Here is a 12,480-nt window from a genome sequence, read left to right as displayed (position 1 = left end):
TCATGAAGATCATCGCGGACACCGGCAAGTGCGTCGGCGCGGGCCAGTGCGTGCTCACCGAGCCCGCGCTGTTCGACCAGAGCGAGGACGACGGCACGGTCATCGTCCTCAACGACACTCCGGACGGCGAACTGGTCGAGAAGGCGCGCGAAGCCGTGAACATCTGCCCGAGCCAAGCGCTTTCGCTCGAGGAGTGACGCACCTCGTGAGTGCTTATGCCGGTTCTAACCGGGGTAAGCACTCACGAGGCAACGCGGACGGCGGTCACCGCGGCGGTCGAGTAGTTCGTCGTCAGCCGTCCGCCGCGGGCGTCGATCGCCGCGCCGACCTCGGCCAGAATCTGGTCGCGCTGCTCCGGCGTCGCCACGGTGACGCCGCCCTGCGTGGCGAGCAGGTCCAGCCATTCGTCGCGGCTGTAGTCCTGCGTCCACGCGTAATGCCAGTTCTCCGCCGTGCCGAACGCGCCGGTCCCGGCCAATCCGTCCGCGGCTTTGTCGAGCATCGGCTGATAGGCGTCGGGGCTGGGGCTTTTCAGGTAGTTGCCGCTGAACGGCGAATCCGGCATCGCCCTGCGCAACGCGTCCGCCAGCGCCAGCGAAATTTCTTCCGGCGGCATGAAGACGTGCCAGAACGCGACGAACCGGCCGCCCGGGCGGAGCACCTGCGCGGCCTTCGCGGCTCCCGCGGCCGGATCGACCCAGTGCCACGCCTGCCCGGACACGAGGGCGTCGAACGTCCGCCCGGCTGGGTCCCAATCCTCGAATTTCGCGATCTCGACCGGGAAAACGCGCCGGGCGAACTCCGCCATCCGCGCGTCCGGCTCGACGCCGAGCACCACGGCGCCGCGGGCGTGGAATTGCCGCCCTTCGATGCCGGTTCCACAGCCGACGTTGAGCAGTTCGCTTCCCGGACTGGCCGCGAGGACAGCGGTCACCAGTTCTTCCGGGTAACGCGGGCGGGCCCGGTCGTAGCGCTCGGGATCGACGCCGAACGACTCCGCCATGGTCCGGTGCTGATGCGGTTCGGGACGAGGTAAAGTGGGCATGCGCCCACCATAGTGGGCAAGCGCCCACTATGGCCAGGAAGGACCTTCGAGTTGCCCACCGGGATCCATCTCCGCGACGTTCGCGCTCAGCTTTTCGACGCCGCGGAACGGGTTTTGCTGCGCGCGGGACCCAGCGGACTCACCAGCCGCGCCGTCACCGCCGAGGCGGATTGCGCGAAGGGCGTGCTGCACCGGCATTTCGAGGATTTCGACGCTTTCCTCGCCGCATTGGTGCTCGACCGGATCCATCGTCTCGAAGCCCGCGCGGACGACCTGCACGCCGGGACCGGCGACCTGGTCGAAACCGTGGCCGAGGTGCTCACCGAGGTCTTCTCGTCGGTCGCGGTGTCGATCGTCGCCCTGATCACCTTCCGCGACGAACTGCGGCACCGGCTCCGTGCCGCGCGGCCAGGTCCGGGGATCCCGTTGGCGACCGACGCGGCGCACGTGCTGGCGAATTACCTTGCCGCAGAACAAGAACTCGGCCGGATCGCCCCGGGTGCGGATGTGCAGACACTGGCCCCGACGCTCATCGGAGCCGGTCACCTGCTCTTCGCGGATCGCACCGGGGAACCGCCCAGCGAGGAAGCCGTTCGCCAGATGGCGAGCACTGTCCTCGCCGGTTCCCTCCGCTGACTCACCCGATTCCCGTCGCGACCGCGGCCACCGACAACGCCAACGCACCGAGCGCGCCGACCACTCCGTACCGAGTCAGCGTGCGTCGGTCGTCGCGGTCCAGGACATACCGCGCGGCAGCCACCGCGAACGCGATACCGCCGACGATGAACCATGGGCCCCAGAGGTAGAGATACCAGCCGACCAGCTCGCTCAGCGCTGGATCGACGGTCACGGCTCCGGTCTTCACCAGCACGCCCTGCACGACGAACAGCCCGCCGTGCCAGGTAAGCAGGATCGCGGCGCCACCGCCGCAGAACACCATCGTCTGGCTGAGCCACCGGCCGCGCGGCCGCGTCAGACTGACGCCGACCACTGCGCCGAAAACCTTCAGCAGCCCGGTGATCACCAGGACGGCCACAAACCACGGCACCCGGTCCTGGGCGAGCTTCACCAGCGACGGCGACACAGTCGACTGCGCGCCGAACGTACTGCCGGTTGCCCAGACGAAGCTGGGGATCGCGAACAAGAGACCCCAGGCCGCGGCCGCGTAACCCGGCCATCTGCGCAACTCGGCTTGCTTCGACGACATGCGTCCAGCGTCGTCTGGCGCGCGGCAGAAGGGATCAGGCGCAAGGGGGAGGCGCATCCCTCGCGAGAGGTAGGGGGTCGTGAGTGTTCATCCCGGTTCTAACCGGCATGAACACTCACGACACACTCAGCCCAGCCGCAGCGTCGTCTTCGGATCGAACGCGTGCGTCTCGCCCTCGCCGCGCAACGCCACCCGGACGTTGTCGCCGATCCGCGGCGGCGTCCGTCCGTCGACCCGGACCACGAACCGGTCGTCGCCGACCTTGCCGTGCAGGTACGCGTCCGCGCCCAGTTCCTCGACGAGCTCCACCACCAGCTCGAAGCCGTCGTCGGCCTCGCCGACCAGGCGCAGCGACTCCGGCCGGATGCCGAAGACGATCTCCGACAGCCCAGCCGCCGCGGTCCGCACCTCGGTGGGCAGCGGCACGACCAGGTCGCCCAGCTGCACGCCGCCGTCGGACAGCGGCAGCGTCGCCAGGTTCATCGCAGGCGACCCGATGAAACCGGCCACGAACGAGTTCTCCGGCTTCTCGTACAGCGACCGCGGCGAAGCGCATTGCTGCAGCACGCCGTCCTTCAGCACGGCCACCCGGTCGCCCATCGTCATGGCCTCGACCTGGTCGTGGGTCACGTAGATGGTCGTCGTGCCGAGCCGTTGCTGGAGTTTCGCGATGTTGGCGCGGGTTTCCACCCGCAATTTCGCATCCAAATTGGACAGTGGCTCGTCCATCAGGAACACGCTCGGCTCGCGCACGATCGCCCGGCCCATCGCGACCCGCTGCCGCTGCCCGCCGGACAACGCCTTCGGCTTGCGGTCGAGAAACCGCGACAGGTCCAGCATCTTGGCGGCCTCGTCGACCCGCTTCTTGATGTCGGCCGCCGGGAAACCGCGCAGTTTCAACGCGAAACCCATGTTGTCGGCAACCGTCATGTGCGGGTAGAGCGCGTAGGACTGGAACACCATCGCGATGTCCCGGTCCTTCGGCGGCAGATCGGTGACGTCCCGGTCGCCGATCCGGATCGCACCTTCGTTGACGTCCTCCAGCCCGGCGAGCATCCGCAGCGCGGTGGACTTGCCCGATCCGGACGGGCCGACGAGCACGAGAAATTCGCCGTCCGGCACTTCGAGGCTCAACTGGTCGACCGCGCGGACGCCCGGGTTGCCGGGGTAGATACGCGACGCCTGGTCGTAAATCACTTCAGCGGACATCTGCGTTCTCCCTTACTTCACAGCGCCCATGGACAGCCCGCGCACCAGGTGGTTCTGCGCGATCCAGCCGACGATCATCACCGGCAACGAGGCCAGCAGCGCGGCGGCGGACAGCTGAGCCCAGTACAGGCCCTCGCTGGTGATGAAGCCGACCAGGAAGACCGGCACGGTGCCTGCCCTGGCGGCGGTGAGGTTGACCGCGTAGAAGAACTCCGTCCAGGAGAAGATCACGCAGATCAGCGCGGTCGCCGCGATCCCGGGCGCGACCACCGGCATGATGATCTTGCGCAGCAACGTCGGCAGGTTCGCCCCGTCGATCCGCGCCGCCTCGATCATTTCGCCGGGCACTTCCAGGAAGAACGACCGCATCATCCAGATCGCGAGCGGCAGGTTCATCGCGGTGTACAGGATGATCAGCGCCCACACCGTGTCCAGCAGGTTGGTGTTCTGCGAGATCACGTACAGCGGGATGATCGCGGCCACGATCGGCAGCATCTTGGTCGACAGGAAGAAGCCCAGCGCGTTCTTCGTGCCCTTGACCGGGGCCAGCGACAGCGCGTACGCGGCTGGGATTCCCAGCAGCAGCACGAGCAGCGTCGAAATCACCGTGACGAACGCCGAATTTCCCAGGTACGGCAGGAAACCGCTGGTGAGAACGTTCGATATCTGGTCGAACGTCGGAGTGAAGAACAGCTTCGGCGGATCGGTGTAGGCGTCGTTCTCCTGTTTGAACGCGGTGAGGATCATCCACAGCAACGGGAAAACGAAGAGGATCGCGATGATCCAGGTCGCGACGGTGAGCGTGCCCGGACCGTAGCGGCGTTTGGTCCGGCGGCGCGGAGGCGGCGCGGTGCCGGTAGCGGCGGGTGCGGCGGTGGCGGTTGCGGTGCTCACTTGACTCCTCCGTCCACGGAGAACGCGCGGAACATCAGCCGCAGCGCGAACGTCGCGACGATCATCGTCAGGATGACCACCACCACGCCCATCGCGGACGACTGTCCGATGTCGAAGCCCTCGAACGCGCGCTGGTAGATGTAGAACGGCAGGTTCGTGCTGGCCGTGCCCGGACCGCCTTGCGTCATCAGGAAAATCGCGTCGAAACTGTTCACGATGTAAATCGCGCCGAGCAGCGTGGCCAGCTGCAGGAACCGCGAAAGGTGCGGCAGCGTGATCGACACGAAGGTACGCCAGCGGCTCGCGCCGTCCACCGACGCCGCCTCCAGCACCTCCTTCGACTGGCTCTGCAGCCCGGCGAGGATCAGCAGCGTCATGAACGGCGTCCACTGCCAGACGATCTGCGCCATCACCGCGGCCAGCGGGAACTGCGAAAGCCAGTCGGTGTCCGTGCCGAACACGAAGTGCAGCAACCCGTACGTCGGGTCGAACACCGTGGTCTTCCACAGCAGCGCGCCTGCCGCCGGGAGGATCAGGAAGGGCGTGATCAGCAGCGTGCGGACGAAGCCGCGGCCGAGGAACTTCCGGTCCAGCAGCACTGCGAGCCCGAGTCCGAGCAGCAGCGAAAGGAACACGCAGACCACGGTGAGCACCACGGTGTTCAGCAGCGCGCCGAGGAACGTCGTGTCGGTGAAGACGTCGATGTAGTTGCGGAAACCGACGAAATGCCGCGAGCCAGGACGCACCAGGTTCCACGACTGGAACGAGTAGAACAAGGTGAGCAGGAACGGAATCTGCGTCACCGCGATCACGAAGATCAACGCGGGCAGCAGCGGCAGCCGCCGTTTCCCGGCCGAACCGGTCACCTTCTTCGCAGCGGGCTTGGCGGTCGCCGGCGCGGTTCCGGCGGGGACGGAGAGGGTGCTCATCGCTGCACCTCCTGATACGACTTTCCGACGGTTTCCGCGTATTTCTGCGATTGCGCGAGCGCGTCGGCGACGGAGGTCTGACCGGCGATCGCGGCGGACAACTGCTGGCTCACCCGGGTGCCGAGATCCTGGAACTCCGGGATCCCGACGAACTGGATGCCGGGGTAGGGCACCGGGTTCACCATCGTCTTCTGCTGGTTGGCCGCCGCGATGCCGTCCAGCGTCGGCTGGGCGTAGGCCTTGGCGGCTTCCTTGTACTGCGGGATCTCATAGGTCGACTTGCGCGTGCCGGGCGGCACCCGGTTCCAGCCGTAGGTCTGGCCGACCTTCTTCGCGTACTCCTTGTTGGTCATCCACGCCATGAACTTCCAGGCGTCGTCCTTGTTCTTGCCGACCTTCGGAATGCCCAGCGCCCAGGTGTAAAGCCAGCCGCTCGCCTGGGTCTTCTCCACCGGCGCGGCGGCGTAGCCGTTCTTGCCGACGACGTGGCTGGTCTTCGGGTCTTCCGTGGTGCCGGTCATCGACGTGGCGTCATACCACATCGCGGCGTTGCCCTGGGCGTACTTCGTGCCGCATTCGGTGAACCCGGCGCTGGAGGCGCCGACCTCGCCGTGGTCGCGCAGCAGGTTCACGTAGAAGTTCGCCGCCTTGGTGAACTCCGGGCTGGTCAGCTTCGCGTTCCAGTCCTTGTCGAACCATTGCGCGCCGAAGGTGTTCGCGACCGTGGTGAACGGCGCGAGGCTCTCGCCCCAGCCCGGCTTGCCGCGCAGGCAGATCCCGGAGATGCCCGCCTGCTTGTCGTCGAGTTTCGCGGCGAAATCGGCGATCTGCTGCCACGTCGGATGCGCCGGCATGTCCAGCCCGGCCTTCTGGAACAGGTCCTTGCGGTAGACCACAAAGGACGATTCGCCGTAGAACGGCACCGCGTACATCTGGTTCTCGTACGACAGCGACTGCCGGATGCTCGGGATGAAGTCGGCCTCGTCGTATCCCGGCGTCGCCTTCATGTGCGGTTCGAGGTTCTCCAGCCAGCCGTTGGCCGCCCACTGCGGAGCCTCGTAATTGCTGATCATCACCACGTCGAACTCGCCTCCCTGGGTGGCGGTGGACGCGGTGATCTTCGCCCTGGCCTCGTTTTCCGGCAGGGAAACGAATTTGAGCTTGATCCCGGGGTTGGCCTGCTCGAACTCGCCCTTGAGCGAGATGGCGTCCTTCATCTGCGGATTGGACACGATCGCGACGACCAGTGTCCGCCCGCCGGTGCCGAGCGCCCCGGCTCCGGCGCATCCCGTCACTAACAACGCTGTCGCGGCAAGGAGGCACAGGAGTTTACGCACGGCCGCCACCTCCGGGCAGCACCTGGATCTTGAGGCCGGACCCGCTGCGCATCTTCGCCAGCGCCTCCGGGTACTGCTCCAGCGGCAGAGTGTCGGTGATCAGCGCTTCGGTGTCGATGTAGCCGTTCGCGACGAGGTCGAGCGCGTTGCCGTAGCTGTTCAGCACGGCCATCGAGCCGACGATGGTGATTTCGTCGTTGTAGATGCGGAACGGCGAGAGCGCGACGCGTGCTTCGGCCGGAGCGACGCCGAAGACGAGCAACCGGCCACCGCGGTGCAGCGCGTTGAAAGCCGCCTCGATCGCGGGTGCCGCGCCGGTGCAGTCCACGGCGGCGTCGAAGCGTTCGTCGTCCAATTCGGACATGTCGGAGGCGACCGCGGTCGCGCCGAGATCAGTCGCCCGAGGAAGCCGTGCCGCATTGCGGTCGACCATCGTCACGTGTGCGCCCGCGCGAATCAGGAGCTGCTGCATGATCAGGCCCATCGTGCCCGCGCCGACCACGAGGAAGCGTTCGCCCGCCTCCACGCCGATCCGGCGCACGCCGTGCACCGCGCAGGAAACGGGTTCGACCAGCGCGCCCTGTTCCCAGGTCATCGAGTCGGGCATCTGGTAGCAGGTGTCGGCGGGCACCGCGACGTACTCGGCGAAGGCGCCGTTGACGGTGTCGCCGGTCGCGTTCCAGTTCGCGCAGAGATTGCCGTGCCCGGACCGGCACGGGGTGCAGTATCCGCAGTAGATCGACGGGTCGACCGCGACCCGGTCGCCGACCTTCCACTCGGCGGGCACGTCCGCGCCGAGTTCGACGATCTCCCCGGAGAACTCGTGCCCGGGGACGATGGGATACGGGGTCGGCGGGAAATGCCCGTCGGCGATGTGCAGGTCCGTGCCGCAGATCCCGCAGGCACCCACCTTCACGACGACCTGGCGCTCCCCGGGCTTCGGATCGGGAACCTCGCCGACCCGGATCTCCCCGGGCCGGTCCACGATCGCGGCGCGCATGCGTCATCACCTTCCAAGATGCTCGTTTGAGCGATTTTGACTTATGCCGTAGGTAACATGCGTAGGCATTAGAGGCCGCTGCCTGCGGATCCGTCAACCGGCAAAGCTCATTTTTGCGCTATCCTGCTCATGTGAGCAGGAAAAAGGGGCCACTACCGCTGACCGAAACGCTGCTGCTGGCGACCATGGCCAGGCGGTTCTACGTGCAGGGCGCCTCGAAACTGGAGATCGCCGACGAGTTCGGCATGAGCCGGTTCAAGGTCGCGCGGATGCTGGACACGGCGCTCGAGTCCGGGCTGGTGCGGATCGAGTTCGACCTGCCGGCGCCGATCGACGTCGACCTGTCCGACGACATCCGCCGCGCCTACCGGCTGGACCGCGTGCTCGTGCTCGAACGAGCATCCGAAAAGGAGCCGAGGGAGGTCGTCCGCAAGCAGGTCGGGGCGCTGGCCGCCCGGCTGCTGGAGGAGATCGCGACCCCGGACGATGTCATCGGGCTGTCCTGGGCGCGGTCGGTCAACGCGATGACCGAGGCGATCCGGACCCTGCCGCGCTGCCCGATCGTGCAGTTGTGCGGGGTGCAGGCCGGAATGGACATGCGCGGCCGTTCGGTGGAGACGGTCAGCCGCGTGACCTCGGTGTCCGGCGGCGATTCGTACCCGATCTTCGGCCCGCTCGTGCTGCCCGACCGGAGGACCACCGAGATCCTGCGGCACCAGCCGGGCATCGCGGAAACGTTCGCCCAGTTCGGGAAACTCACCAAAGCCGTGGTGAGCATCGGTTCGTGGGAGGCCGGTGAGTCCACCGTGTACGACGCGCTGGACGAGGCCGAACGCGCCGCTATCGCCGCCCGGGGCGCGACCGCCGAGGTCGCCGCGCGGCTGTTCGACTCGGACGGCAACTCGCTCGGCACCGGGCTGGCACACCACGTGCTGGCGATCAGCCACGAGGAGCTGATGGCAGTCCCCGAGGTGATCGCGATCGGTTACAGCAGGCCGAAAGCCGAAGCGGTGGACGCCGTACTGCGGTCCGGGCTGGTGTCGACGCTGGTCACCGACGCCGCGGCGGCCGTACCGCTGCTGGAACTGGCGCGGGCCAGGCCACTGCCCTCGTGAGGGCTGGCGCCGGTTAGAACCGGCGTTGCCACTCACGACACCCGAGCCTGGGCCTCCACCACCCGATCCCCGTACTCCGCCGCCCACCTTCCGAAGCCCTCGATCGGCCCGAGGAAACTCACCCCCAGCTCCGTCAGCCGGTACGCCCCCTCCGTGCGCTCGACGAGCCCGTCGCGTTCCAGCTTGCGCACCGCCTCGGTGAGCACCTTCGCGCTGATCCCGCCGATGCGCGTGCGCAGTTCGCCGTGCCGCAGCGGGCCGTTCTTCAGCGCCCACAGCACAACTGGATGCCAGGTGTTCGCCACCAGGTCGAACGCGAGCCGGGTGCGGCAGTCGGCGATGAACTCCATGGTTACCTTTCGGTTCCTGCCGTGGTCCATAACGTCGCTTCCGTACAACCACGCGACGACAGGAGACCTTCCCATGCGCATCGCTCTCTTCGGCACCGGCGGCATGGCTTCCGCCCTCGGCGGCCAATGGACCCGGCACGACCTGACCGTTTCCGGCCGCTCCCCCGCCAGCGCTGCCGCCTTGGCAACCGAACTCGGCGCCGAGGTCGCGGACTGGGCCGACGCCGCGGCCCGAACGGACGCCATCCTGCTGGCCGTCCCCACCACCGCCCTCGAAGCCCTGCTCACCCCGCTCGACCTCACCGGCAAAGTCCTCATCGACTGCACCAACACCCCCGGCGCGACCGGCGAACCCGTGGCCGCGCGGATTGCCGGATACGCCCCCGGAGCCGCAGTGGTGAAGGCGTTCAACCTCGCCCACGTGGACGTCTGGCGAATGACCCCGCCGCTGTTCGAAGGCCGCCCGCTCGGCGTCCCGCTGTGCGGTGCTCCGGAGGCCGTCGCCGTGGCGACGGAGCTGGTCCAGGACCTGGGCTGCACTCCCCTGCCCGCCGGCGATCTCGACCGAGCCGCCCTGCTGGAAGCCGCCGCCGGACTGGCGATCGGCTTGTGGGTCGACGGCTTAGATGCGCGTTCCATGCTCATGAGCGCCTGAATCGCCCTATCCTGGCTGGGTGCCCACAGGTGGATCAGCGATAGTCGTCGGCGGCGGAATCGGCGGCCTGGCCGCGGCCATCGGATTGTCGCGGGTCGGCTGGCAGGTCACGGTCCTCGAACGCCTGCCCGGCGAACTGGACGACGCCGGTTCCGGCATTTCCCTGGCCGCCAACGGCGTCCGAGCGCTGGACGCGTTAGGAGCCGGCGACGCACTTCGCGCCGCCGGCCGCTTCCAGCGCACGGTCAGCACCCGCAACCCGCGCGGAGCCTGGCTGGCCCGCATGGACGGAGCCGAACTCGAACGCGTCGCCGGAACACCGATCGTCGGCATCGCGCGGTACGAACTGCATCGGTTGTTGCGTTCTTTGCTGCCCTCGCCGGTGGTGCGAGCCGAGGTCACCGCCGCCGAGGGCAGCACCGTGGTCACTTCATCCGGCCGCCACGAAGCTGACGTGGTCATCGCCGCTGATGGCGTCAACAGCCTGCTGCGCAAGCACTTCTTTCCCTCGCACCCAGGACCTGTCCACAGTGGATCTTCGGTCGTCCGGGCCATCACCGCGCAACCGGTCGAACTGTCCTCTTCGGACTTCAACCTCACCTGGGGCCGCGGAGTCGAGTTCGGCCACATCGCCGTGGCGGACGGCCGAGCCGAATGGCACGCGGTGTTGACTGTTCCACCAGGCACCCGATACCCGGATCCACTGGCCGAAATGCGCCGCCGCTTCGGCCCCTGGCACGAACCGATCACCGCGTTGCTCGACGCGACCGACCCGGAATCCGTGCTGCACCACGATGTCTACGAGCTGGTGACCCCGCTGCCGTCCTATGTGTCCGGTCGCGTCGCCTTTCTCGGAGATGCCGCACACGCGATGCGACCAAATCTCGGCCAAGGTGCCTGCCAGGCGTTGGAAGACGCTGTGACACTGGCTCACGCTCTCTCGTCCGCGGACCTCGACACCGCACTCGCCCGGTACGACGCCGAACGCCGCCCGCGCAGTCAAGCCGTTGCCCGCGCTGCTCGGCAAACCGGCCGGATGGGCCAGCAGTTGACGAACCCCGTCGGGATCGCGGTGCGGAATGCGATGTTCCGCGCCATGCCGACATCGGTGATGGCCCGGTCGATGCTGCGCTACACCCGTTGGCAGCCGCCTAAGCTGCATTCCTGATCCTGGCCGAGTAAAACGACGAAGGGCCGCCGAACATGATCGTCCAGTGGTGCGTGAAAGGGCTGCACCTGGAGAGCGATGAGAAGGCGAAAGGACTGATCGACAACCACGGCGGCCTCCTCTGCAACTGGTGGCGGAAAGTGGGCAGAATCCGCCCCAGTCAAGTCAGGGACAAGCTGACGGCCACGGCACTCGACCGGCACATCAATCACTTCGACGAACTTGACCCGGTCACCCGAGTTCCCTTCAGCGAGGACAGCCCCTTCATCTCGCTAACATCCGGCACCGTGGAGCGCGACGCCTTCGCCGCCACGAATCATGTGCGGCGGGCACGCGACACCGCTCTGTGGTTCGGCACTGAATACGGTAAGCACGAGTTCGCCTACCTGTACACCTGCTGGGTGCTGCTCGCCCCGAGACCGGCTGTGGAAGTCGAAGGAGTCGCCGAGGAGGTACGTGATCTCAACGCCTACCGGCGGTACTCCGCGTATCAAACCGAAGGCGAAGTGACCGCCAAGATCATGGTTCCCGACAATCAGATCAAGTCGTGCGAAAAGTGGGAGCTGAACCGCTCGAAGAAGGCCTTCCACCGGACGTTGGTCCATCCGAATCCACGATTCACCGAGCCCGAGGCGCTGAGCAATGTCCGGGAGCTGATCTGAAATGAACGGCGAAGACCTGCAAGCGCTCGGCCTCTCCATCGGGCAAGTGCGCAGTGCGGCCAAGTTTCACGAGGCCTGCGCGCAAACCTCGCTCACCGAACTGAGAACGATCGCACGCCAATCTCAGCCCGCTGAACAAGAGCGCCTCAACGACATCCAGTTCATGCTTCGAGCTAACGCGGCCAGCGCACTGCGCGAGGCCGCGCAGTGGCGACTGCTCCTGAGTCCCGCGAGCGCGCTGTCCCGCCTCAGCCAAGCCGGTGCGCTCTTCCAAGCACTCGGGCAACCGTTCGGGTATTACCTGAAATCGATGGCGGGATCCCTTGACAAGCAAGACCCGGGCCGGATCAGCGACCTGATGTACGTGATGTACGCCGAGCTGACCGGAGAGCCCCTGGACCTGCCAGAGTTCCTCGGCATTTCTGAAATCCGGGCACACCCTCAACAACAGGCCTACTTGATCGTCACCGCAAGCAGCCTAGAAACAAGGACGGCCCGACAATTCACGCAGGCCGCCGCGCGCCGGTCTCCCCACCGCTCCGGCGTCATCCCTGTCGGAAGCCTGGGCACCCCGATCGCCAAGTACTGGTCAGTCGCCAGCCATCTCCTCGGCGGAGAGCCGGATGACGCGTTCGCCATCGCCAGGCTTCTCCACTCGATGTGCCGGGTGTACGGCGAAACGATGGAGATGGCCCGGTCCAACGAGTACTTGTGGACGAATGCCTCGGCCCCGGTAGACGTCGCCGACCTCGATATCTCCGGTCTGACCGCCTTCTCCGTCCGACGGTTCGGTCCCTCGACGATGGCAGACATGTTCGCGGAGACCGGTCGACTCGATCCGCTCGCCCGCATACCCCTGGACCTCGGAGTATCCCTCGCCCGGCTGAACCCTAGCGATCAGGAGTAGCC

At 67.0% G+C, this 12,480-nt stretch carries 15 protein-coding genes; 7 read left to right on the top strand and 8 right to left on the bottom strand.

Annotated elements, in window-relative coordinates:
* Positions 1-2: 2 nt before the first annotated feature.
* Positions 3-197: a ferredoxin gene (locus tag L3Q65_RS40600; protein ID WP_037356317.1), complete on the top strand. Its 195-nt coding sequence runs from the start codon at positions 3-5 to the stop codon at positions 195-197.
* 44 nt (positions 198-241) lie between these two features.
* On the opposite strand, the gene L3Q65_RS40595 is transcribed toward L3Q65_RS40600, so the two are convergent.
* Positions 242-1,045 (bottom strand): class I SAM-dependent methyltransferase, encoded by an 804-nt coding sequence (locus L3Q65_RS40595; RefSeq protein ID WP_237598014.1) that lies wholly within the window; start codon positions 1,043-1,045, stop codon positions 242-244.
* Positions 1,046-1,096: 51 nt separating this feature from the next.
* On the opposite strand from L3Q65_RS40595, the gene L3Q65_RS40590 reads away from it, so the two are divergent.
* The gene (locus L3Q65_RS40590) at positions 1,097-1,681 is read left to right on the top strand and encodes a TetR/AcrR family transcriptional regulator (protein ID WP_237598013.1); all 585 of its coding nucleotides are present in this window, start codon (positions 1,097-1,099) and stop codon (positions 1,679-1,681) included.
* 1 nt (position 1,682) lies between these two features.
* On the opposite strand, the gene L3Q65_RS40585 is transcribed toward L3Q65_RS40590, so the two are convergent.
* From L3Q65_RS40585 to L3Q65_RS40560, 6 genes are all read right to left on the bottom strand, one after another.
* Entirely contained in the window at positions 1,683-2,252 is a 570-nt protein-coding gene (locus L3Q65_RS40585) for a DUF3995 domain-containing protein (protein WP_237598012.1), read from the bottom strand.
* A gap of 126 nt (positions 2,253-2,378) precedes the next feature.
* Complete coding sequence (locus tag L3Q65_RS40580) at positions 2,379-3,461, bottom strand: ABC transporter ATP-binding protein (protein ID WP_220508098.1); 1,083 nt, start codon at positions 3,459-3,461, stop codon at positions 2,379-2,381.
* A gap of 12 nt (positions 3,462-3,473) precedes the next feature.
* On the bottom strand, positions 3,474-4,244 hold the full coding sequence (locus L3Q65_RS40575; RefSeq protein ID WP_182894675.1) for a carbohydrate ABC transporter permease: 771 nt from the start codon (positions 4,242-4,244) through the stop codon (positions 3,474-3,476).
* A 107-nt stretch (positions 4,245-4,351) separates the two neighbouring features.
* Positions 4,352-5,284 carry a carbohydrate ABC transporter permease gene (locus L3Q65_RS40570; RefSeq protein ID WP_182894533.1) on the bottom strand — a complete coding sequence of 311 codons (933 nt, stop codon included), beginning with the start codon at positions 5,282-5,284 and terminating at the stop codon, positions 4,352-4,354.
* Entirely contained in the window at positions 5,281-6,621 is a 1,341-nt protein-coding gene (locus L3Q65_RS40565; RefSeq protein ID WP_182894534.1) for a sugar ABC transporter substrate-binding protein, read from the bottom strand. Before L3Q65_RS40565 ends, L3Q65_RS40570 begins: the two co-directional genes overlap by 4 nt.
* Positions 6,614-7,621, bottom strand: a complete 1,008-nt coding sequence (locus L3Q65_RS40560; RefSeq protein ID WP_237598011.1) for a zinc-dependent alcohol dehydrogenase family protein — start codon at positions 7,619-7,621, stop codon at positions 6,614-6,616. Before L3Q65_RS40560 ends, L3Q65_RS40565 begins: the two co-directional genes overlap by 8 nt.
* Positions 7,622-7,806: 185 nt before the next feature.
* Between L3Q65_RS40560 and L3Q65_RS40555 the strand changes: the two genes are divergently transcribed.
* Positions 7,807-8,736 (top strand): sugar-binding transcriptional regulator, encoded by a 930-nt coding sequence (locus tag L3Q65_RS40555; protein ID WP_182894676.1) that lies wholly within the window; start codon positions 7,807-7,809, stop codon positions 8,734-8,736.
* 32 nt (positions 8,737-8,768) lie between these two features.
* On the opposite strand, the gene L3Q65_RS40550 is transcribed toward L3Q65_RS40555, so the two are convergent.
* On the bottom strand, positions 8,769-9,086 hold the full coding sequence (locus L3Q65_RS40550) for a helix-turn-helix domain-containing protein (RefSeq protein ID WP_237598010.1): 318 nt from the start codon (positions 9,084-9,086) through the stop codon (positions 8,769-8,771).
* A 73-nt stretch (positions 9,087-9,159) separates the two neighbouring features.
* Between L3Q65_RS40550 and L3Q65_RS40545 the strand changes: the two genes are divergently transcribed.
* The 4 genes from L3Q65_RS40545 to L3Q65_RS40530 are packed head-to-tail and all read left to right on the top strand — an operon-like array spanning position 9,160 to position 12,478.
* A complete protein-coding gene (locus L3Q65_RS40545) occupies positions 9,160-9,741 on the top strand; it encodes an NADPH-dependent F420 reductase (RefSeq protein WP_237598009.1) in 582 nt (193 codons plus the stop codon).
* Positions 9,742-9,760: 19 nt separating this feature from the next.
* A complete protein-coding gene (locus tag L3Q65_RS40540; protein WP_182894537.1) occupies positions 9,761-10,909 on the top strand; it encodes an FAD-dependent monooxygenase in 1,149 nt (382 codons plus the stop codon).
* A gap of 35 nt (positions 10,910-10,944) precedes the next feature.
* Positions 10,945-11,571, top strand: coding sequence for a hypothetical protein (locus tag L3Q65_RS40535; RefSeq protein ID WP_237598008.1), 627 nt, complete (start codon positions 10,945-10,947; stop codon positions 11,569-11,571).
* 1 nt (position 11,572) lies between these two features.
* Positions 11,573-12,478, top strand: coding sequence for a hypothetical protein (locus L3Q65_RS40530; RefSeq protein WP_182894539.1), 906 nt, complete (start codon positions 11,573-11,575; stop codon positions 12,476-12,478).
* Positions 12,479-12,480: the final 2 nt, after the last annotated feature.

Source organism: Amycolatopsis sp. FU40 (genome assembly GCF_021903635.1).
Taxonomy (GTDB): Bacteria; Actinomycetota; Actinomycetes; order Mycobacteriales; family Pseudonocardiaceae; genus Amycolatopsis; species Amycolatopsis dendrobii.
Note: the sequence above shows the minus strand (reverse complement) of the source record. Positions and strands in the feature narration are given on the sequence as shown.